This window comes from Streptomyces sp. NPDC044719 (assembly GCF_056433405.1).
This window is the reverse complement of sequence record NZ_JBWKHE010000002.1, coordinates 634,545-656,070: the sequence shown is the minus strand read 5'-3', so window position 1 is coordinate 656,070 and position 21,526 is coordinate 634,545. Positions and strand designations below refer to the sequence as shown.

Genomic DNA, 21,526 nt, shown 5'->3' with positions numbered 1-21,526 from the left:
GTCAGCGCCCCTTCCACTGCGGGTCGCGCTTCTCCAGGAAGGCCGCGACGCCTTCCGCCGCGTCCTCCGAGTTGAGCATGACCCCGACAGCCAGGTGCTCCATGACCATCAGCGACTGGATGTCCGCGTCCAGGCTCCGGTCGATGGTCATCTTGGTGATCCACATCGTGAACGGGCTCTTGTCGGTGAGCTGGCCGGCGAACTCCTCCACCGTCGCGTCCAGCTTGTCCGCCGGTGCCGAGGTGTTGATGAGGCCGAAGTCGGCGGCCTCGACGCCGGTCAGGAGCTTGCCGGTGAGCATGAGCTCCTTGGTCTTGCGGACGCCGATCATCCGGGGCACGCGGTAGATGGGGCCGGCGCCCCCGAACAGCGCGCGGCGGATGTGGAAGTCGCCGATCAGGGCGTCGTCCGCGGCGATCGCGAAGTCGCAGGAGATCATCAGCTCGAACCCGCCCGCCGTCACGTGCCCTTCGAGCACCGCGATCGACGGAGTCTTCATCGAGTACAGCCGGTCGCACACCTTCGCCGACAGCACGGCCACGTCGATGGCCGTGGAGCTGCCGATGAAGTCTGCCTTGAGGCTGTCCAGGTCGAAGCCCGAGCAGAAGGTGTTGCCGCGTCCGCGCAGGATCAGCACGCGCAGTCCGGGGTCGGCGTCGACCTCGGTGATGATCTCGTCCAGCCGGTTGAGGATCGGCACGGTCACGCAGTTCTTCTTGTGCGGCCGGTTGAGCCAGACCCGGGCCACGTGGCCGTCTCGCTCGAACTGGATCTCGTCTTCTACAGCCATCCGCCCACTCCTTCAAACTGAACTGAATTCACTTAATACTCGGGGTTCGGCAGAACCCTGTCAACAGGCGCGTCATGGGGTTCGCCCGGAGCCGATCGCCTCGGAGTCAGACAGGGAGCCCCGCGAGGCGGAGGAGCTCCGCCAGCCGGACGCGATGGTCGTCCGCGGTGCCGAACCAGGCGTCATCGGCCCGAGCCCTGCGCACATACAGATGCGCCGAGTGCTCCCAGGTGAAGCCGATCCCCCCATGGAGCTGCACATATTCCGCCGTCGCACGCCGGTAGGCGGTGGAACAGGCCACGGCTGCGGCACTCGCCGCCACCGGCAGCTCGGCGGACCAGTCCGCGAGGCAGACCGTCGCGTACCCGGATGCCGACCTGGCGGCCTCGATCTCGACCAGGAGGTCGGCCAGCCGGTGCTTGACCGCTTGGAATGACCCGATCGGCCGCCCGAACTGAGTTCGATGCGACACATAGTCCAGTACGGCGTCCAGCGCGTGAGCACATCCGCCGAGCTGCTCGGCCGCCAGCGCCGTCCGCCCGGAGTCCAGTACGGCGTCGACGATGCCGGGTCCCTGCCCCGCGTCCCCGACCGGTTCGGCCGGCGCCCCGCGGAATCGGACGTGGGCCTGGCGGCGGGTGAGGTCCAGCACCCGCCGCGCCGTACGGTCGCAGCTTCCCGGGTCGGGTTCGCAGGCGAACAGCCGCGCACCGTCCGGCGCCCGGGCCGCGACCAGGATCAGTCCCGCATCCTCGCCGGCGGGGACGAAGTCCACTTCCCCCCGTAGCAGCCAGCCGTCCGGCCCTCGTTCGGCCGTGACCTCGGCCCCGTGCAGGAACCCGGCGACCGTCGCGGTGAGGGCACCTGTGGCGATCCTCGGCAGCCAGCGTTCGCAGGCTCGCCTGTCACCACTGGCCAGCAGGGCGTTCCCGGCGAGTACGACGGTCGGGAGCAGGGGCGCGGGGCACAGGACGCGGCCGGTCTCCTCCAGGGCCACGGCGAGTTCACCGAAGGAGCAGCCCGCTCCGCCGTACTCCTCGGGCAGCGCGAGACCGTGCACCCCGATCTCGCCGGCGAGCCGCTCCCACACCACCTGGTCGAACCCGCGCGGGCCGCCCGCCTGCTCGCGCACCTCCTCGGGCCCGCACACCTCCGCCAGGAACTCCCGCAGCACCGCGCGCAGTTGCCGCCGTTCCTCCGTCTCCAGCAGCAGTGCCGGGTCGAGATCGAACCGGAACATCAGGGCCTCCCGCATCGCAGTGGTGTGTTGTTCCCGAGCCGTCACGCGAGCGATCCGCTCGCGCGCCGGCCGTCCGCTCACGCGGGCCGATCGCCGTACCGGGCCGCGCGCTACGCCGTGAAGCGTCCGCCGTTGGCGAGCAGCACCGCGCCGACGAGGTTCGCCGCCTCGTCGCTCGCCAGGAACAGCGCGATGGCGGCGATCTCCTCCGGGGTGGCGTACGGCCGCACCCGGGGGTCGGCGAAACCCTCCCGCAGCACCTGGGGGGTGTGGGCGGCCATGCCGGTCTCCGTCGGGCCGGGAGCCACCGTGTTGACGCGCACCCCGAACGCGATGGCCTCCTTCGCCACGGACTGGCTGAGCGCCTGCGCTCCGGCCTTCGAGGCCGCGTAGTGCGGATAGCCGGTGAGCGCGTCGAATGCCGCTGAGGAGCCGAAGGTGACGACGGCCCCCGACCCGTTCGGCCGCATCGCCCGCAGGGCGGCGCGCAGGACGTGGAACGTGCCGTCCAGGTTGATCCGCAGGACCCGTCGCCACGCCTCGAGGCCGAGGCGTGTGGTCACCTCGGGCGGCCGGCCGGCCAGCACCGCGTCGGCCAGCCACTGCTTCACGGTGGGATCGTCGACGCCGGCCGCGTGGACCACCACATCCAGCCGCCCGTGCTCTCGCACGACCTCTTCGACGAGCCCGTCGACCTGCCCGGCGTCCGCCACGTCCACGGGCGCCGCGCGGACTCCGGCCAGCTCTTTCGCGACCGATTCGGCCGCCGGGCCGTCGATGTCCGCCGCGACGACGGCCTCGGCACCCTGCCCCGCCAGTCCGCGGGCGACCGCCGCGCCGATTCCGGAGCCCGCGCCGGTGACCAGCGCGACCCGCCCCGCGAAACGGCCGTACTCCAGGCTCCCGCCACCCATCGGGCCACCGCCTCCCTGCGATACTGAACTGACTTCATTTTTGTTACGCTGGGCCGCATGTCAACAGGCAGCGCCGGGAGGACGGGATGAGAGCGGTCCGGCTGACGCACTGGGGCGGCCCACCGGCGGTCACTGAAGTGGATCGGCCCACGCCGAGAGGCGAGGAGGTCCTGGTGCGGGTCGAGGCGGCCGGGTTGTGCGGCTCCGACCTGCATGTCCTCGACGCGGAACCCGGCGTCCTGCCCTACCGGACGCCGTTCACCCTCGGGCACGAGGTGGCCGGCCGGGTGGCCGAGCAGGGCCCGGACGCCACCGGGCCACGGACCGGGGAGCGCGTGGTGGTCTACGGGCCCTGGGGCTGCGGGCGATGCGGGCGCTGTGCGGCCGGGGCGGAGAACTACTGCGACCGGCGCCCCGCGCTGGACGCGGCCCGCACCGGGACCGGAACCGGACTCGGGCGTGACGGCGGCCTGGCCGACTTCCTGCTCGTCCCGTCGGCGCGACTCCTCCTGCCCGTGGGCGACCTCGACCCCACGCAGGCGGCTCCGCTGTCCGACGCGGGACTCACCGCCTACCACGCCGTCGCCGGGATCCGGCCGGCGCCGGGCGGCAAGGAGGGCGGCGCCGGCACGAGCGTGGCCGTCATCGGCGTCGGCGGCCTGGGGCATCTGGCGATCCAGATCCTTCGCGCCGTCACCGCCGCCCAGGTGCTCGCGGTGGACGTGCGGGAGGAGGCGATCGCCCTCGCCCACGACTGCGGCGCCCACTTCGCCACAGTCGTACGCCCGGACACCGCCGAGGTGCTCAGGGGCCGGACCGGCGGCGCGGGCGTCGACGCCGTGCTCGACTTCGTCGGCACCTCCGCCACTCTCCAGCTGGCGGTGAGGACCCTGCGGCCGGGCGGAGACCTCGCCCTGGTCGGCAGCGGCGGCGGGGAACTGACGGTTCGCAAGCCGGGTGCGCTGCCTCCTGGACTGCGGCTCTCACTGCCGTTCTGGGGGACGCGGCCGGAGCTGCTGGAGGTCGTGGCGCTCGCGCGCTCCGGCGCCGTCACGGTCGAGACGAGCCTGTTCCCGCTGGCCGACGCCCCGGCCGCGATCGGCGCGCTGCGGGCCGGCGGGATACGCGGACGGGCCGTACTGGTCCCCTAGTGAGGCTCGCCCGGACGGGCGCGGAGGCTGCCGCCTGAGGCAAACTGAACTCACGTTGCGAGCAGCGCGGCGTCGAGCCCGACGCGAACTCCGTGGTCAGTGGCGCGAACTCCGTGGTCAGTCCGGCCGCGCCGCGACCGCCTGGGTGTCGTCGGCGATCACCTGCGTCATCGTGGGTTTCCCGCACCCGCGAAGGGGACCTGGGCGGAGGCCGCGACCCGCGGGAAGGGGTGCTGCCACAGGCCCTGCGTCTCCAGCCTCGGCAGGACGCCCTCGCCGAACCAGTAGGCCTCCTCCAGGTGGGGGTAGCCGGAGAGGACGAACTCCTCGATGCCGAGGGCCGCGTACTCCTTGATGCGTTCGGCGACCTCGTCGTGGCTGCCGACCAGGGCCGTGCCCGCGCCGCCGCGTACCAGGCCGATGCCGGCCCACAGGTTGGGGTGGATCTCCAGGGCGTCCCGGTTGCCGCCGTCGTGCAGGGCGAGCATGCGCTGCTGCCCCGTGGACTCGCTGCGGGCGAGTCCGGCCTGCACGGACGCCACGGTCTCCGGGTCGAAGCCGTCCAGCAGCCGGTCGGCCTCCGCCCACGCCTGCTCGGAGCTGTCGCGGGTGATGACGTGCAGCCGGATGCCGAACCGTACGGTGCGGCCCTGCTCTGCCGCCAGCTTCCTGATCCAGGCGATCTTCTCGGCGACCTGCGCGGGCGGTTCGCCCCAGGTGAGGTACACGTCCACGTGCCGCGCGGCGATCTCTCCGGCGATCGGCGAGGAGCCGCCGAAGTAGACCTCGGGGACCGGGTCGGGCACGCGGGCCAGCGTCGCGTCCGCCACCTGGAGGTGCTCGCCGTGGAGGTCGACGGTCTTGCCCTCCCACAGCTCCCGCACGATCTGCAGGAACTCGCCGGTGCGGCGGTAGCGCGCGTCCTTGTCGAGGAAGTCGCCGTAGGCGCGCTGCTCGTGGCTCTCGCCGCCGGTGACGACGTTGAGCAGCAGCCGTCCGCCGCTCTGCCGCTGGAAGGTGGAGGCCATCTGCGCGGCGAGCGTGGGCGAGACGAAGCCGGGCCGGAAGGCCACCAGGAACTTCAGCCGCTCGGTGTTCTGGCTGACCATCGCCGTCGTCAGCCACGCGTCCTCGCACCAGGCGCCGGTGGGGGTGAGGGCCCCGACGAAGCCGAGGTCCTCGGCGGCGCGGGCGATCTGGCTCAGGTAGGCGACCGTCGGCGGCCGGTCCCGGCCGGACGCGGTGGCGGGGGTGCCGTGGCCGCCGCCGACGACATGGCGGCTGTCGCCGTTGGTGGGCAGGAACCAGTGGAAGGTGAGGGACACGAGGGGTCTCCGATCGTGAGGTTGGGGGGGCGGGTCAGAGCAGACCGTGCCGGGGCGGCCGGGTGCCGCCCAGGACGTAGCGGCCGATGTGCTGGACCTTCCAGCGGGCCGGGTCGTGCAGGGTGTGGGTGCGGGCGTCACGCCAGTGGCGGTGCAGGCCGAGGGAGTCGAGCGCCGACCGGGTGCCGGCGACCTCGAAGAGGGCGCTGCCGATCTCGACGGCGGTCTCCGCGGCGGTCACCTTGGCGGTGGCCACCGCGATCGAGGCCTCGGCGGCCGAGTCGTCGGTCAGGTCGTCCCGGGCGGCGTCGACGGCCCGGGCGGCCTCCCGCAGCAGTGCCTCCGCCGCCCGCAGGCGGATGGCGAGTTCACCGAACCGCTGGATCAGCAGTGGGTCCTCCGCGGCCGTCTCCAGCCCGCTCTCGAACCAGGGCCGGCTCTTCGTACGGACGAACTCCACGGCCTCCGCCAGCGCACCGGAGGCGATCCCCGCGTCGATGGCTGCGTGCAGCAACTGGGCCACGGAGCCGTGGAGTTGGGGACCCTGAAAGGTGAGGTGGTGGGGCAGGACCCGGTCGGCGGGGACCGGCACCCGCTCCAGGCGGACCGTTCCGCTGGCGGTGGTGCGCTGCCCCATGCCGTCCCAGTCGTCGACGACCGTCACACCGGGGGCGTCGCGCGGTACGTACGCCACGTGCAGGGTGTCGTCGCCGGCCCGGGCCAGGACGGGGATCCAGTGGGCGAACAGCGCGCCTGTGGAGTAGTGCTTGACGCCGTCGAGGACGTACGAGCCGTCCGGGTCTCGCGTGAGCCGGGTGCGGATGTCCTGTACGTGCTTGGTGCCGGCCTCGGACTGGGCGTTGCCGAACCGCCTGCCCCGCAGCACCTCGCCGAAGAAGAACTCCTGCTGGGCGTGCGTGCCCTGGCGGCGCAGCACATTGACGTAGACGAAGTGGCTCTGCGGGATCTGGGCGAGGCTGGCGTCGGCCGATGCCAGCAGCCGGAAGATCTCGGCGAGCGTCCCGGTACTAACGTCCGCGCCGCCGAACCCGGCCGGGACGCTCACGGCCAACAGGCCCGAGGCGGAGAGCCGTTCCAGCTCCGCGTGCGGGAGCCGGCGCCGTACGTCCCGCTCGGCGGCTTCCTTGCGGAAGTCCGCTGCGAGTTCGGCGGCGACGGCCAGGGCCTCGGCGTCGCCGGCGATCACATGGGCCGCGCTCATCCGGTGGCTGCCAGCAGTGTCGTACGGCCGCCGAGCGCGGCGGAGAACTGGTCCGTGACCTGGGCCAGGGCCTCGGCCGAGCCGGGCGCGACGGTCAGGGAGCCGTCGTCGCTCACGGCGATGTCCTTGTCGAGGGTGAACCAGCCCGGGACGATGTGCGCGGCGCCCATGGAGCTCAGCACGGGACGCAGGGCGTAGTCGATGGCCAGGACGTGGGCGACGGACCCACCGGTGGCGAGCGGCAGGACGGTCTTGCCGGCCAGTGCGTACTGCGGGAGCAGGTCCAGCAGGGACTTCAGCAGTCCGGAGTAGGCGGCCTTGTAGACGGGGGTGCCGACCACCACCCCGTCCGCCTGCTCGACCAGGGCGGTGGCCCGGACGATCTCGGGGTGCCGGAAGTCCGCCCCGAGGAGCGCCTCGGCGGGGACGCTCCGGACGTCCAGCGGGATCACCTCGTGTCCCTGGGCGGTGAGCCGGGCGTCGAGGTGGCGCAGCAGTCGCTGGGTGCGGGAGGTGGCGGAGGGGCTGCCGGACACGGACAGGATGGTGGCCATGGGGGTGTTCCCTTCGTGGCTGTCGCTCGGGCGAACGGTGATCAGGCTTGGGCTGCGGCGGGCTCGAAGTCGGGTTCCTGTGCCTCCAGTTCGCGCACGAGGGGCAGCACACGCTTGCCGAAGTACTCGACCTCCTCGTGGTAGTGCAGGAAGCCGAGGAGGAAGAGGTCGACGCCGAGCCGCTTGTAGGCGACGATCCGTTCGGCGATCTGCTCGGGCGTGCCGATGAGGCCCGTGCGGAAGCCGTCGTTGTACTGGACGAGGTCCTCGAAGCCGGAGTCCTGCCACATGCCCTTGCCGTCGGCGGTGGACGGACCGGCCTGCCGGACGGCGTCGCGGAAGCCGTGCACTGCCTCGGTGTCGGCGTGGGCGACGATCTCACGGAGCTGCTCACGGGCCTCGGCCTCGGTGTCGCGGGCGATGAGGAAGCCGTTGAGTCCGAACTTCGGGGGCGTGCGGCCCGCCTCGGCGGCGGAGGCCCTTACGTCGTCGATCTGCTCGGTGACGCCCGCGAAGTCCTTGCCGTTGCTGAAGTACCAGTCGGAGACCCGGCCGGCCATGGCGCGGGCGGCGGTGGAGTTACCGCCCTGGAAGATCTCGGGGTGCGGGCGCTCGGGGGTGTTCAGCGGCTTGGGCTTGAGGGAGAAGTCGCGCACCCGGTAGAAGTCACCGGCGAGTTCGGCGTGGTCCTCGGTCCAGATGGTGCGCAGGGCGGTGATGAACTCCTCCGCGCGCCGGTAGCGCTCGTCGTGCTCCAGCCACGGCTCGCCCAGCGCGGTGAACTCGCCCTTGAACCAGCCGCTGACGACGTTGACGGCGAAGCGGCCGTTCGACAGATGGTCGGCGGTCGCGCCCAGCTTGGCGAGGACGCCCGGGTGCCACAGACCGGGGTGGACGGCGGCGATGACCTTCAGCCGCTGGGTGGCGAGCAGCAGGGCGAGGCTGAAGCTGGTCGACTCGTGCTGGTTCTCGGCGCCGTAGCTTGCCATGTAGCGGACCTGGCTGAGCGCGTAGTCGAAGCCGTTGTTCTCGGCGAGGACGGCCAGTTCGCGGTTGTAGTCGTAGCCCCAGTCGGTGCGCTGCTCGACGGTGCTGGTGACCAGGCCGCCGCTGACGTTCGGCACCCAGTAGGCGAAACGGACGGGGTCGGATGCGGGCGGTACGGGCATGGGGAACTCCCGGGAAGAGCGGAAAGGCGCACGAAACACACGGGCGTCGGCACGGAAACGTGCTCGCCAGGGGAATTCAGGCGCGCTGGATCGACGGTCCCGGGAAGGCCGTCAGCGCGACGGAGAACGTCCGGGACCGGAATTCAGATACGGAGAGAGCGCGGAAAGCGCGTGGGAGGGTTTCCCTCGGGTGCGCTGCGCTCAGACGCGGCTGCGACAGCAGGAGCTGGAGACACGCGCGAGATCGACGTGGCGTCGCTGCGTGAGGTCCGGTCGCTTCATGCCGACGATCCAACCAAGCGCGGGTCCGGCCGGTCAAGAAGACCCGGTGGTGATTCCACATGGTGAGAGTCGGTATTCACGAGGTTGTGACAGGGTTTCCCTTGAACCGGTCTCATCGGGGACGCAGTCTCCTGTCGTGCGCATAGAACAGCTGGAATACATCGCCGCCGTCACCCGGTTCGGTTCGCTGCGGCGGGCCGCCGAGGAACTCCATCTGTCCCAGCCCGCGTTGAGCGAGACCGTGCGCAATCTGGAGCGGGAACTCGGTGTGGACCTGCTGGAGCGCAAACGGTCGGGGGCGAAGGTCAGCGACGAGGGCCGGGAACTGCTGCCGCACATCATGACGGTGCTGGACGCGGTGGACCGGCTGCGCGGCGCGGCCGGCGACCAGCACCGCGTCAGCCGCATGGTGCGGCTCGGCACGGTCAACACGGCCACCGTTCCCCTGCTCATCCCGACCGTGCGGGAGTTCCGCTCCGCGCACCCGGCCACCCAGGTCGAGGTGGTCGGCGCGCAGCAGGCCGACATCCACCGCGGGCTGCTGGAGGGAGCCTTCGACCTGGGGCTGGTGAACTATCTCCACGGCGACGACATGCCGCCCGGCTTCGAGACGACCGAGCTGTTGCGCGGGCGGCCGGTGGTGTGCGTACGCCCGGACAGCCCGCTGGCGGCCCTGGACACGGTGGATGTGGACAGCCTCCTCGCCGAACCGCTCATCGTGATGCGGTCCGGCTATGTCATGCACCGCTACGTCCACCGGCTGCTGCGCGGCCGGACACCGTCCTTCTCGTACTCCACCGACGGCGCCGAGATGGGCAAGCTGATGGTCGCCGAGGGTCTGGGGGCGACGGTGCTGCCCGACTTCAGCGTCCTCGGCGATCCCCTGGAGCGGCGGGGCACCCTCACCGTACGGCCGCTGGCGGGCGACGAGACCGAGGTGCTGCTGGTGCTGCAGCGCCGCCATGCCGTCTCGGTCCCCCGTGCCGTGCGTGATCTGCACGCGCTGTTCGTGCGCAACGCGGACGCGCACCGGGAGTCGTGAAGACCCTTCTGATCCGAACGGGTGGTTCACCCACCCTGTCGGCGTAGCAGGACGCCTCCTCGCGGGGCGGCCGGGCCGGGGCGCGCCGGAAGCTCCAAGGAGATTGGAGTCATCATGCTCCGTACGAACCCGCCCCGCGTCAGCGTGATCATCCCCGCGTACAACTCCATGCCGGAACTGACGAAGTGCGTCACCTCCGTCATGGAGCAGACGCTCGGCCTGGACAGGATCGAGATCATCGCGGTCGACGACGGCTCGACCGACGGCACCGGGGACGAGCTGGACCGGCTCGCGCGCTCCTGTCCCAGCCTGCGCGTCGTGCACCAGCCCAACAGCGGCGGAGCCGGAGGCCCGCGCAACACCGGTCTGGACATGGCGGGCGGGGACTACGTCTTCTTCCTCGACTCCGACGACTACCTGGGCCCCGACGCCCTGCGCCGCATGGTCGCGATGGCGGACGAGAACCGCACCGACGTGGTCCTCGGCAAGATGGTGTCCGTGGGCGGACGTGCCGTGCCGACGGCCGTCTTCTCGCACAACCAGCCCCGGACCGATGTCTTCTCCTCCGCCGCCTACCGCACCCTGGGGTGCTGGAAGCTGTTCCGGCGGTCGCTGATCGAGCGGCTGGACCTGAGGTTCCCGCCGTACCGCAACTGCGAGGACAAGCCGTTCACCGCCGCGGCCTTCCTCAACGCCGACGGCATCTCCGTGGTGGCCGACTACGACTGCTACTACTCACGCGACCGGCAGAACGGCAACAACCTCACCCGCACCGCCGTCGATCTGGTCCACCGTATGGACGGCACCCGGCTGTGCTTCGAGACGGTCGCCCGGTATCTGGAACCAGGCCCGCGCCGGGACCAGATCATGCGCCGCCACGTGGAGTGGGAGCTGTGCGGGCCCTTGCGCGGCCTGCTGCACAAGGAGAGCGAAGAGCAGGCACGGGAGCGCTTCTATCCGCAGTTCCGGCACTGGGCACTGACTTATGTGACCGACGGTGTCTTCCAGCAGCTCGCCCCGCCGGACCGGCTCATCGTCCACCTGCTGCGCGCGGACCGGTACGAGGACCTGCTCAGCGTGGCCCGGCACGCCAAGGAGGACGCGGCGCGCGGCAACGTCGTCGACAAGGGCCGCGTCTACTGGTGCCACCCCTTCTTCCGGGACCCGGCGAAGGCGATCCCGGACATCTGCTTCGACGCCACCGACCGGCTCCCGGTCCGCCATGAACTGGCGGAAGCGGTATGGACGGGCGACGGCGGTGTGCTCCGGCTCGCCGGCCACGCCCGTATCGAATCCCTCGGCGCACTCGAATCCACCACCCGGCTGGTCCTGCGCCCGCGCGGCTTCCCGCACCCGGACATCCGCGTGCCCGTGACCCTCCGCACCGCCTCCCACCAGCCCGACGACCAGGCCACCGGCTTCCTCGTCGACGTGGACCTGAGCACCGTCGACTCGGGCGGACCGCTGCGCGCCGGGGTGTGGGACCTCCACCTGGACGTGCGTGCCCAGGGAGTCAGCCGGACCGTCAGGCTGCGGCAGGCCAGGACTGACGCGAACGGCCGGAGGACCCCGCCGCGCCGCAAGGCCGCGGCCACCACCGTGCGTCCGTTCTTCACTCCGTACGGGAACTTCTCCCTGGACGTCCGGCGGCCCGAGGACGAGCCGGTCTGTCGTGTGACCGGGATCGCCTGGGACACGTCCGTACCCGGCACGCTCGTCGTCAGCGGACGCCTCACCGACGAAGCCGCGGGCCGCCCCGGGCCCACGGCCCTGCGTGCCGAAGGCGACTCGGGCTCGGTGCGAGACGTGCCCCTGCGGTACGCACCGGACGGTGGAAGCACCGGCTTCACCGCCCGTCTGCCGGTCAGGAAACTGCTTCCAGGGCGGTGGACGCTGACCCTCCGTACGGACGAGCCGAACAGCCGGATTCCCGTCCCGCCCCTGAAGGGGCTGACCGGCACCCGCTGGTTCCGCGCCGCCCGGTTCGGCCGCCCGTACTACGCCAAGCCGCTCCCCCGCGGCTCGAAGGGGGCCGTGGTGCTGCGCGTGGCGCCGGTCGCAGTCGCGGCGGCCCTGCGCCGACGGCTCGGTCGACGCGGATCCGGGTCGCGCCCGGGGCCTGGACCCGAGGCCCGGGCCTGATGCCTCGTCAGTAGGTCATCTGTCCCGGACTCTTGACTCGTAAGGCGGTAGTGGTCATCCTCGTCGCACCATGGGCGAGGTCATGACAATCGGGCTGTCGCTCCCCGGCCCACAAGGCCCAGGACGGCCCGATACGTCGACCCCGCCATCCCGCCGACCGAGGGACGTGGGCTGTGACCACTGCCGGACGCCCGTATCGCAAGAACATCACCGTTGTGTCGCTCCTCCTGCTCGTGCTGTCCCTCGCGCTCGGACCCACACCGAGTTCGGCGGCCGGAACCGACTGGTGGAACCCGACCGCGCGGCCCACGCCGGACTCCGGGGTCAACGTCACGGGGGAGCCCTTCACCGGCACCAACGACCGGGGCGAGGTGCGCGGCTTCGTCGACGCGCACGACCACATCTTCTCCAACGAGGCCTTCGGCGGCCGTCTGATCTGCGGAAAGCCGTTCTCCGAGCAGGGCGTCGCGGACGCGCTCAAGGACTGTCCCGAGCACTACCCGGACGGCTCGCTCGCGATCTTCGACTTCATCACCAACGGCGGTGACGGCAAGCACGACCCGAACGGCTGGCCCACCTTCAAGGACTGGCCGGCCCACGACTCGCTGACCCACCAGCAGAACTACTACGCCTGGGTGGAACGGGCCTGGCGCGGCGGCCAGCGGGTGCTGGTGAACGACCTCGTCACCAACGGCGTGATCTGCTCGGTCTACTTCTTCAAGGACCGCGGCTGCGACGAGATGACGTCCATCCGGTTGCAGGCCAAGCTGTCGTACGACATGCAGGCCTACATCGACAAGATCTACGGCGGGCCCGGCAAGGGCTTCTTCCGGATCGTCACCGACAGCGCGCAGGCACGTGAGGTCGTCGAGCAGGGCAAACTGGCGGTCGTCCTCGGCGTGGAGACGTCCGAGCCGTTCGGCTGCAAGCAGATCCTCGACATCGCGCAGTGCAGCAAGGCCGACATCGACAAGGGCCTGGACGAATTGCACGCGCTGGGCGTGCGCAGCATGTTCCTGTGCCACAAGTTCGACAACGCGCTGTGCGGTGTCCGCTTCGACTCGGGCTCGCTCGGAACGGCCATCAACGTCGGCCAGTTCCTGTCGACGGGCACGTACTGGAAGACGGAGAAGTGCGCCGGACCGCAAGCCGACAACCCCATCGGCAACGCCTCGGCGGCCGAAGCCGAGAAGAAGCTCCCGGCGGGCGAGGAGGTCCCCTCGTACAGCGCTGACGCCCAGTGCAACGTCAGAGGACTCACCGGACTCGGCGAGTACGCCGTCCGCGGCATGATGCAACGCGGGATGATGCTGGAGATCGACCATATGAGCGTCAAGGCCACCGGCCGGGTGCTCGACATCTTCGAGGCCGAGAGCTACCCCGGCGTGCTCTCCTCGCACAGCTGGATGGACCTGGACTGGACCGAACGGGTCTACGGTCTCGGCGGCTTCATCGCCCAGTACATGCACGGCTCCGAGGGCTTCATCTCGGAGGCGAAGCGCACGGAGGCCCTGCGTGACAAGTACGGCGTGGGCTACGGGTACGGCACCGACATGAACGGCGTCGGCGGGTGGCCGGGCCCGCGCGGCGCGGACGCCCCGAACAAGGTCACCTACCCCTTCAAGAGCGTCGACGGCGGCTCCGTCATCGACCGGCAGACCACCGGTCAGCGCACCTGGGACCTGAACACCGACGGAGCGGCCCACTACGGCCTCGTCCCGGACTGGATCGAGGACATCCGCCGGGTCGGCGGCCAGGACGTGGTGGACGACCTCTTCCGCGGCGCCGAGTCCTACCTCGACACCTGGGGGGCCTCCGAGAACCACGAGGCCGGAGTCGATCTCGCGGCCGGCTCCACCGCGTCGGCCAGTTCCTCGGAATGGAGCCTGTTCACGAGCTACGAGCCGCACCGGGCCGTCGACGGCGACGGCGGCACCCGCTGGGCGAGCGACTGGAGTGACGACCAGTGGTATCAGCTCGATCTCGGGTCCACACGCGACGTCGAGCGGGTCACTCTCGACTGGGAGCGCGCCTACGCGAAGTCGTACCGCGTGGAGCTCTCCACGGACGGAGTGAACTGGCGGACCGCCTGGTCCACGACGGCGGGTGACGGTGGCCTGGACACCGCCAGGTTCACCGGCACCCCGGCCAGGTACGTGCGTGTCCAGGGGCTGGAGCGCGGCACCGGCTGGGGCTACTCCCTCTCCGAGGTCAAAGTCCACGGCGGCTGACACCCACGAGAGGGGTTCCATGGCACGGTTGCCGTCCGCCGAGCGGCGGCGACAGCTCACCGAAGCGGCGATCAGGGCGATGGCCCGGGACGGCGTCCCCAGGACGACGACCCGGTCCATCGCCGCCGAGGCGGGCGTCTCGCTGAGCGTCTTCCACTACTGCTTCGACTCCAAGCAGGAGCTGATCGAGTCCGTCATCACCACCATCACCGGGCACTACGTGACGGTGGTGAAGGAGGCCCTGCGGCCCAGGGCCGGCCTCGAGGAGACCGTCCGGGCGGGCTTCCAGGCGTACTGGGAGCACGTCCGCGCCCACCCGGACGAGCACATGCTCACCTATGAGCTCACGCAGTACGCGCTGCGCCAGCCCGGCTTCGAACATCTGGCGCGGCGGCAGTACGAGCTGTACGCGGAGACGTACCTCGAGCTCATCGGCCAGCTGCGGGAGAGCATGGGCCTGCGTCTGCGCGTGCCCGCCCCGGTCCTGGCGCGCTACCTGGCCGCCATGACCGACGGCCTGACCCTCAACTACCTCGTGCTCGGTGACGACGACGCCTGGTCGGGCATCCTCGACACGGTCACGGCGCACATCGCCGGCCTGGTGTGCGAGCCCTGAACAGGCGGGACGCGCGTCGGGCTCCTTAGGCTCGTAGGGGACGGTTCCTCCCGGAGGTGACAGTCATGCGAGCCTCGCTGATACAGCTGTCGGTGGACGCCACGGACTCCGCCGAGGAGCGCCGCCGCAGGGCGGCCTCGCTGGTCCGCGGCCGGGCCGGCGACGATCTGGTGGTCCTGCCGGAACTGTGGACGGCCGGCGCCTGGGCGTACGACGGCTGGGGACGCGACGCCGAAGGGATCGACGGCCCCACCGCCGAGGCCATGTCCGCCGCGGCCCGTGCGGCCGGGGTCTGGCTCCACGCCGGATCGATCGTCGAGCGGGACCGGGACGGGACCCTCTATAACACCGCCCTTCTCTTCGACCGGGCCGGTGACCTGCGCGGTCACTACCGCAAGATCCACCGGTACGGCTTCGACACCGGTGAGGCGACCATGATGGGCGGGGGCGGCGACATCGTCGCCGTGCCCACCGAATTCGGGGTGATCGGCCTCGCCATCTGCTACGACCTGCGCTTCCCCGAGCTCTTCCGGGGCCTGATCGACGAGGGGGCGGAGCTGATCGTGGTGCCCGCCGCCTGGCCCGCGGCCCGGCTCGCCCACTGGCGGCTCCTGACCCGCACGAGGGCCCTGGAGGAGCAGGTCTTCCTGCTGGCCTGCTGCGCCACGGGCACCCATGGCGGTATGCGGCAGGGCGGGCACAGCGTGGCCGTCGACCCCTGGGGGACGGTCCTGGGCGAGGCCGGCACCGCGGCGGAGACGGTGACGGTGGAGGCCGACATGGGCGAGGTCGCCCGGATCCGCTCCGAACTCCCCGTCCTGCGTGATCGTGTCCTCGCCGTGGGGTCAGCGGGCGGGCGGTGAGGCCGGCGGGCGGCTTACACGACGCCCTGGGCGGTCATCGCCTCGGCGACGCGGAGGAAGCCCGCGGTGTTGGCACCGAGGACGTAGTCGTCGCCGTCGCCGCCGTAGGTCTCGGCGGTGACGCGGCACTGGGCATGCACCTGTCCCATGATGGTCGCGAGCCGGTCCTCCGTCCGCTCGAAGGTCCAGCTGTCGCGCGAGGCGTTCTGCTGCATCTCCAGCGCGGAGGTCGCGACCCCGCCCGCGTTGGCCGCCTTGCCGGGGGCGAAGAGGATCCGCGCCTCGCGGAACACCTCGATCGCCTCGGGCGTGCAGGGCATGTTCGCGCCCTCGGCCACGGCGAGCACGCCGTTCTTCACCAGCGCGACGGCGTCCTGAGGGCCCAGCTCGTTCTGGGTCGCGCACGGCAGGGCGATGTCGCACGGAACGTCGTACACCGACCCCCGGGTCGAGAACCGCGCGGCCGGCTTCGCCTCGGCGTAGGCGGAGACCCGGGCCCGCCGCACCTCCTTGACCTCCTTGAGCAGGTCCAGGTCGAGGCCGTCCTCGTCGACCAGGTACCCGGAGGAGTCGGAGCAGGCCACCACGCGGCCGCCCAGGGCGTGGACCTTCTCGGCGGCGTAGACGGCGACGTTTCCCGACCCGGAGACCACGACCCGGCGTCCGTCGAAGTCCTGGCCGCGCGTGGCCAGCATCGCCTGGGCGAAGTACACCGCGCCGTAGCCGGTGGCCTCGGTGCGGGCGTGCGAACCGCCCCATCCGACCGGCTTGCCCGTCAGGACACCGGCCTCGTAGCGGTTGGTGATCCGCTTGTACTGGCCGAAGAGGTAGCCGATCTCGCGGCCGCCCACCCCGATGTCCCCGGCGGGCACGTCCGTGTGCTCGCCGAGGTGGCGGTACAGCTCCGTCATGAACGCCTGGCAGAAGCGCATGACCTCACCGTCCGAACGGCCCTTGGGGTCGAAGTCCGATCCGCCCTTGCCGCCGCCGATCGCCATGCCGGTCAGCGCGTTCTTGAAGATCTGCTCGAAGCCGAGGAACTTGACGATGCCCAGGTTGACGCTGGGATGGAAGCGCAGGCCTCCCTTGTACGGCCCCAGCGCGCTGTTGAACTCCACCCTGAAACCGCGGTTGACCCGTACCGTGCCCTGGTCGTCCACCCACGGGACCCGGAACATCAGCTGCCGCTCGGGTTCGCAGAGCCGCTCCACGATCCGGGCCTCGGCGTACTCCGGGTGGGCGCGGAGCACGGGGCCTATGGCGTGCAGGACTTCGTGTGCCGCCTGGTGGAACTCCGTCTCGCCGGGATCCCGTCGGCGGAGGGTGTCGTAGACGGCCTCGATGTGGGCGCTGACGTCCATGTGCGTCGTCTCTCTTCGCTCAGGTGCGGGCCGGACTCGTGCCGACCGGATGCTCGGTTGTTCGCGATGGCGGACACCCACCACCACGCGTGAGCGCGCCGAATTACTCACCGGCGGGCGCTCCGCGGCGTGGTCCGGCATCGACGGGGGAACCGCCGCCCGGGGTCTTCCTGTCAGTCTCGGGAGAGTTTGTCCGCCTCCGCCCAGCCGGTCAGGGCGCCGCGCAGTGCCGCCACCAGGCGGCCGGCGGCCTCGTCCTCGGTGCGGCCGCTCTTGATGAGGTCGAGGATGTCGCGCGGGTCGAACAGCGCGTTCCAGAGATAGAGGGCTTCGTCGCCGAGGTCCTCGATGCCGAGTTCCTCGGTGGTCTGCCGCAGCGGTTCGGCGAGCGCTTCGGCCTGCGGGGTGAGGTAGCCGGTTCCTTCGCGCAGGCGCTCGAGATAGCCGCGGTGCGAACGCATCTGGGCCATCGCGCCGCCGTGTTCGAGGACGAGGGAGACCCAGTGCCGGGACACCGCTTCGAGTTTCGCCATGCCGCGGGTGGTCTGCCGGGCGCTGAAGTCCCGCAGTTCGGAGCCCACTTGGGCGCGGAAGGCGTGCAGCACCTCCTCGACGGAGGAGAAGTGGCGGTAGGCCGTCGCCGTGGACACCTCGGCGTGCTTGGCGATCTCGGCGAGGCTGACGGGCGTGGGCGAGTTCTCGAACAGTCGCGCGGCCGCCTTGATGAGGTGCCTGCGGTTGCGCTCGGTGTCACTGCGCATGGGTCGATTCCTCGTCGTGTACGGGACGGTGCTCATCGCAGGGCCGCAAGACCGGCGGCCAGGCGGCGGACACCCTCGGTGATGGACTGCGGGCTGGCAGCGTACGACAGCCTCAGGTGCCCCTCACCCCGCGCTCCGAACTCGCTCCCGGGCCGGACGGCGACGCCGTGGGTGCGCAGCGCGGCCACGACCTCCACGGACGGCAGATCGATGTCGTAGCGCGGGAATTGGTAGAAGGCCCCTTCCGGTGCGCTGAGGGTGAGGCCGGGGACCGCGGCCAGTTCCCCGCGCATGAGCTCGCCGCGCTCCTCGTAGGCGGCGCGCATCCGGGCGACGTCGTCGTCGCAGCTCTCCACCGCGACGAGCGCGGCGTCCTGGACGACGGTGTTGACGGAGCCGTTGAAGGTGTTGTGGATGCGCGCGGCCGCCTGGATGAGCGGCGAGGGCCCCCAGAGGTAGCCGACGCGCCAGCCGGTCATCGCGTAGCTCTTGGAGAACGTCTGGCAGTAGACGGTCCGGTCGCGCAGGCCGTCGACGGAGAGGGCCGAGGTGAAGGGGCGGCCGGTGTAGTCGAGGTCGGAGTACGCCTCGTCGGAGATGACGATGGTGGGGGTGCCCTCCAGCAGGGCGGCGAGCGCTTCGAGTTCCTCGCGGCTGTGCACGATGCCGGTCGGGTTGACGGGGTTGCAGAAGACGAAGAGCTTGGCGTCGGTGAGGGCCTCGGCGAGCCGGTCGAGGTCCCAGTGCAGGTCGGGTGCGAGCGGGACGGGGACGACGGTGCCGCCGGCCATCGCGACCAGGTCGCCGTAGAGGGAGTAGGTGGGGTCGGGGACGACCACCCTGTCTCCGGGGTCGACGAGGGACAGGATCGACGCGGCCAGCCCGGCGGTCCCGCCCTGGGTGATCAGGACGTCGCCGGCGGACACCGGCGTCCCGGCGATGACGGCCAGCTTCGCGGCGAGGGCCTTGCGCAGGGCCGGTTCGCCGAGCAGCGGTGAGTAGTGGGTGCGTCCGGAGCGCAGCGCGGCGTGGGCCGCCTCGGTCACCCGCTCCGGGGTGTCGAAGTCGGGTTCGCCCATCGCGAGGGAGACGAGGTCGGACCGGGACTGCGGCTGCTGCGTCCGGCGGGAGGCGGCCGCGATCCGTGCGACCGCGGCGGCGGTGTCGAACAGGGGCGGCTGGGTGGTGACGGTGGGCGGCATGCGCTCCTCCTGGAAACGGGGTGGTCAGGCCTGCGGTGCGGAGTCGGCGGGGGCGCCCGCCCAGCGGCTGATCTCGAGGTCGGCGGAGACGTCGCGCTGGCGGGTCGGGGCGACGACGATCTCCTGGAGGACGACACGCTGGGGCAGGGCGACGGCCAGGCGGATGGCCTCGGCCACGTCCTCGGGCTGGACCATGCCGGCGCGCTCCTCCGGCGCCGGGGGCCGGGCGCGGTCGTCGAGGATGGGGGTGTCCGCTTCGCCCGGCAGCACGGTGATCGCGCGCAGGCCCTGGTTGCGGAACGTGTTGTGCAGGAAGGTCATGAAGTTGCGCACGCCCGCCTTGGCCGCGCCGTAGGCGGCGCCGCCGAGCAGGTTGGGGTTGACCGCGGCGAGCGAGGAGACGGTGACGATGGTCCCGGTGCCGCGGTCGAGCATGTCGGGCAGGACGGCCTGGGTGAGCTGGAAGACGGCGGTGAGGTTCACGTCGAGGACCTGGCGCCACTCGTCGTGCGGGAGCCACTGCGGGTTGAGCACCGACGAGGAGCTGCCCGCGTTGTTGACGAGGACGTCGACCGGACCGAGTTCGCTCCGCACCCGGTCGAGGACGCGGGTCACATCGTCCGCGCGGGTGATGTCCGCGGCGAGGGCGAGAGCGGTCCCGCCCTCGGCGCGGATCGTGGCGGCGACCCGGTCGAGGGCCTCCTGTCTGCGGCCGATCAGGACCACGGCGGCACCGTCCCGGGCGAGCAGTCGCGCGGTCTCGAGGCCCATTCCGCTGCCGGCTCCCGTGATGAGCGCGGTCGTGCCGGTCGATGTGGTCACCGTTTCTCCTCCATCGGTGACATGAGAGTCACCTTGCATATGAGAATAGATTCTCAGATTGTCTGGGGCAAGGGCTGGGCCGGGATCCCGGGCGTGGGTGCGGGCAGGGGCGCGGTGAATCCGAGTGCGCCAAACGCCTCGGCAGCCGCACGCCCGAGCGCGCGGACCTCGGACTCGCGCTGCGCGAACCGGCGCAGCGAGGTCTCGCGGTCGATCCAGCGGAACCTGAGTTCCCGCCCCGGCCCGGCCTGCCCGAGCAGATGCAGGGATGCCCGCGCGGCGACGCCGACGATGGGATAGCCGGCGGTCAGGCTCCGGTAGCGGCCGAGGACGATCAGCTCGTCGGCGTGCGGGATCTGCAGCGCCCCGATGGGCACGCCGTGCGACACGATCTCGGTGTCTGTGTCCGGGTGGAGCACCGGCCCGTCGAGCCTGAGCCCCACATGGTTGGAGCGCGGTGTGACGACGTAGGTCGCCTCCCCGATCACGTCGCGGATCCCCGCGATCGTCCGCATGCCGGGGGTGGGGACGACGTCGACGATCCACGGTCCGTCGTCGAAGCGCGGTACGGGCACGGGAAGCCGGAACAGCCGCGCTTCGAACGGCCGGTGCCTGAACCCCCGGAACGCCGTCTCCAGCAGGACCCGCGCCCCTGGCACCACGGCCTGCCCGAATCCCATCCGGGCGTCCGGGGCGGCACTGCCCAGCAGCCTCTGCGTGCTCAGCGTTCCGTTCACCGCCAGATAGGTGCGGGTCCCCAGGCTCATGTCAGCCCGGATCCGCACCTCGTGGCCCGCGGGCACGATCAGCGGCGACCAGGTGTCGGCCGGCGAGCCCGCGACGGTGACCCGGGCGGGCGCGCCGGTCACCGCGAGAAGCACATCGGCGTCGGGTACCAGGGCCAGCTCGCCGCCCAGGTTCTCCAGCAGCGTCGCGCCACGGGGGTTGCCCACGAGGAGATTGGCCACGGCCGCCGAGTGCTGGTCGGCCGCTCCCCCGGTCGGAACGCCGCGCTGTTCCGTGCCGCTCCGGCCGAGGTCCTGGAACGTGGTGACCCATCCGGTGCTGGTGAAGTCGAGCGTCACGGCCGTCATACGGCCACCTCCGTCGGCAGCAGGAAGCCCTCGCCCAGCGCCTCGGCCTCGTCCCGCGTGACGGGGACGAAGCGCACGACGTCGCCGGTGCCGAACGACACGGGGTCCGGGCGGGAGATGTCGACGATGGTGTGCGGCGTCCGCCCGACCACCCGCCAGCCGGTCGGGCCGGGGAACGGCTGGATGATCGCGTTGGTCCCGGCGATCATGACGGCACCGGGGGCGACGTCCGTGCGCGGCTCGGCCCGCCGGCGCACCGGCCGGGGCACCTTGAGCCCGTCCATCATCGGGGCCATCGCCGCGCCGAGGAGGCAGATGGTGAAGGTGGACCGGGCGATCGCCTCGACCACATCGGTGGTGGCCAGGCCCAGTTCCTCGGCGACGGACACCAGGTCGGGGCCGGTGTCTTCGTCGAAGACGACGGGGATGGCGAACGTCCGCACCTGCCGTGAACGCGCCGGTCCGTCCTTGGGCGACGGCGCCCACCGCGCCACGAGCCGCGCCGCGTACTCCACGTGCTCGAGCGCGGTCAGCAGCGGGTCGAACTCGATGAGCAGGGATTCGAGACCGGAGACGACGTCCAGCACACCGTACGGGCGGTGCGCCAGGAAGCGGTCGCGGAACGCCACGATCCCGGCCCTGCGGATGGCCTGGTCGGCATGCGGGATGGTCACCATCACCGCCGAGTCGCCGTAGGGCTCGACGGTGAGGGCGCCGTACTGTGCTGTGGTCATCACCTGGTGCG

General features: G+C 71.4%; 20 protein-coding genes. 6 read left to right on the top strand and 14 right to left on the bottom strand.

Annotated features, from left to right (window positions below; genetic code table 11):
• Position 1: 1 nt before the first annotated feature.
• The 3 genes from AC07DF_RS09725 to AC07DF_RS09715 form a co-directional block, all read right to left on the bottom strand.
• Complete coding sequence (locus AC07DF_RS09725) at positions 2-790, bottom strand: enoyl-CoA hydratase/isomerase family protein (protein WP_478968736.1); 789 nt, start codon at positions 788-790, stop codon at positions 2-4.
• A 106-nt stretch (positions 791-896) separates the two neighbouring features.
• A complete protein-coding gene (locus AC07DF_RS09720; RefSeq protein WP_478968734.1) occupies positions 897-2,045 on the bottom strand; it encodes an acyl-CoA dehydrogenase family protein in 1,149 nt (382 codons plus the stop codon).
• 95 nt (positions 2,046-2,140) lie between these two features.
• Entirely contained in the window at positions 2,141-2,944 is an 804-nt protein-coding gene (locus AC07DF_RS09715) for an SDR family NAD(P)-dependent oxidoreductase (protein WP_478968732.1), read from the bottom strand.
• 86 nt (positions 2,945-3,030) lie between these two features.
• Here AC07DF_RS09715 and AC07DF_RS09710 point away from each other — a divergent pair, with 86 nt between their 5' ends.
• Positions 3,031-4,095, top strand: a complete 1,065-nt coding sequence (locus AC07DF_RS09710) for an NAD(P)-dependent alcohol dehydrogenase (RefSeq protein WP_478968730.1) — start codon at positions 3,031-3,033, stop codon at positions 4,093-4,095.
• Between the two features lie 167 nt (positions 4,096-4,262).
• On the opposite strand, the gene AC07DF_RS09705 is transcribed toward AC07DF_RS09710, so the two are convergent.
• The 5 genes from AC07DF_RS09705 to AC07DF_RS09685 all read right to left on the bottom strand — a co-directional run bounded on the left by AC07DF_RS09705 (position 4,263) and on the right by AC07DF_RS09685 (position 8,647).
• Positions 4,263-5,420 carry an LLM class flavin-dependent oxidoreductase gene (locus AC07DF_RS09705; protein WP_478968728.1) on the bottom strand — a complete coding sequence of 386 codons (1,158 nt, stop codon included), beginning with the start codon at positions 5,418-5,420 and terminating at the stop codon, positions 4,263-4,265.
• Between the two features lie 34 nt (positions 5,421-5,454).
• Positions 5,455-6,642: an SfnB family sulfur acquisition oxidoreductase gene (locus AC07DF_RS09700; RefSeq protein ID WP_478968726.1), complete on the bottom strand. Its 1,188-nt coding sequence runs from the start codon at positions 6,640-6,642 to the stop codon at positions 5,455-5,457.
• Entirely contained in the window at positions 6,639-7,196 is a 558-nt protein-coding gene (ssuE, locus tag AC07DF_RS09695; RefSeq protein ID WP_478968724.1) for an NADPH-dependent FMN reductase, read from the bottom strand. Before ssuE ends, AC07DF_RS09700 begins: the two co-directional genes overlap by 4 nt.
• 41 nt (positions 7,197-7,237) lie before the next feature.
• Positions 7,238-8,365: a dimethylsulfone monooxygenase SfnG gene (gene sfnG, locus AC07DF_RS09690; RefSeq protein WP_478968722.1), complete on the bottom strand. Its 1,128-nt coding sequence runs from the start codon at positions 8,363-8,365 to the stop codon at positions 7,238-7,240.
• Between the two features lie 201 nt (positions 8,366-8,566).
• Positions 8,567-8,647, bottom strand: coding sequence for a putative leader peptide (locus AC07DF_RS09685; RefSeq protein ID WP_382487002.1), 81 nt, complete (start codon positions 8,645-8,647; stop codon positions 8,567-8,569).
• A gap of 136 nt (positions 8,648-8,783) precedes the next feature.
• On the opposite strand from AC07DF_RS09685, the gene AC07DF_RS09680 reads away from it, so the two are divergent.
• From AC07DF_RS09680 to AC07DF_RS09660, 5 genes are all read left to right on the top strand, one after another.
• Positions 8,784-9,689 (top strand): LysR family transcriptional regulator, encoded by a 906-nt coding sequence (locus tag AC07DF_RS09680; protein WP_478968717.1) that lies wholly within the window; start codon positions 8,784-8,786, stop codon positions 9,687-9,689.
• 114 nt (positions 9,690-9,803) lie between these two features.
• The gene (locus AC07DF_RS09675; protein WP_478968715.1) at positions 9,804-11,831 is read left to right on the top strand and encodes a glycosyltransferase family 2 protein; all 2,028 of its coding nucleotides are present in this window, start codon (positions 9,804-9,806) and stop codon (positions 11,829-11,831) included.
• Positions 11,832-12,004: 173 nt separating this feature from the next.
• Positions 12,005-14,062: a discoidin domain-containing protein gene (locus AC07DF_RS09670; protein ID WP_478968713.1), complete on the top strand. Its 2,058-nt coding sequence runs from the start codon at positions 12,005-12,007 to the stop codon at positions 14,060-14,062.
• Positions 14,063-14,081: 19 nt separating this feature from the next.
• Positions 14,082-14,678, top strand: coding sequence for a TetR/AcrR family transcriptional regulator (locus AC07DF_RS09665; RefSeq protein WP_478968710.1), 597 nt, complete (start codon positions 14,082-14,084; stop codon positions 14,676-14,678).
• A gap of 65 nt (positions 14,679-14,743) precedes the next feature.
• Entirely contained in the window at positions 14,744-15,541 is a 798-nt protein-coding gene (locus AC07DF_RS09660) for a nitrilase-related carbon-nitrogen hydrolase (RefSeq protein ID WP_478968707.1), read from the top strand.
• Between the two features lie 14 nt (positions 15,542-15,555).
• Here AC07DF_RS09660 and gdhA read toward each other — a convergent pair whose 3' ends face one another.
• The 6 genes from gdhA to AC07DF_RS09630 form a co-directional block, all read right to left on the bottom strand.
• On the bottom strand, positions 15,556-16,902 hold the full coding sequence (gdhA, locus tag AC07DF_RS09655) for an NADP-specific glutamate dehydrogenase (RefSeq protein WP_478968703.1): 1,347 nt from the start codon (positions 16,900-16,902) through the stop codon (positions 15,556-15,558).
• Between the two features lie 173 nt (positions 16,903-17,075).
• Positions 17,076-17,663: a TetR/AcrR family transcriptional regulator gene (locus AC07DF_RS09650; RefSeq protein WP_478968701.1), complete on the bottom strand. Its 588-nt coding sequence runs from the start codon at positions 17,661-17,663 to the stop codon at positions 17,076-17,078.
• Between the two features lie 32 nt (positions 17,664-17,695).
• Positions 17,696-18,865, bottom strand: a complete 1,170-nt coding sequence (locus AC07DF_RS09645) for a pyridoxal phosphate-dependent aminotransferase (RefSeq protein WP_478968699.1) — start codon at positions 18,863-18,865, stop codon at positions 17,696-17,698.
• A gap of 24 nt (positions 18,866-18,889) precedes the next feature.
• A complete protein-coding gene (locus tag AC07DF_RS09640; protein ID WP_478968697.1) occupies positions 18,890-19,687 on the bottom strand; it encodes an SDR family oxidoreductase in 798 nt (265 codons plus the stop codon).
• Between the two features lie 53 nt (positions 19,688-19,740).
• Entirely contained in the window at positions 19,741-20,781 is a 1,041-nt protein-coding gene (locus AC07DF_RS09635; RefSeq protein WP_478968695.1) for a 5-oxoprolinase subunit C family protein, read from the bottom strand.
• Entirely contained in the window at positions 20,778-21,515 is a 738-nt protein-coding gene (locus AC07DF_RS09630; RefSeq protein WP_478968692.1) for a 5-oxoprolinase subunit B family protein, read from the bottom strand. Before AC07DF_RS09630 ends, AC07DF_RS09635 begins: the two co-directional genes overlap by 4 nt.
• Positions 21,516-21,526: the final 11 nt, after the last annotated feature.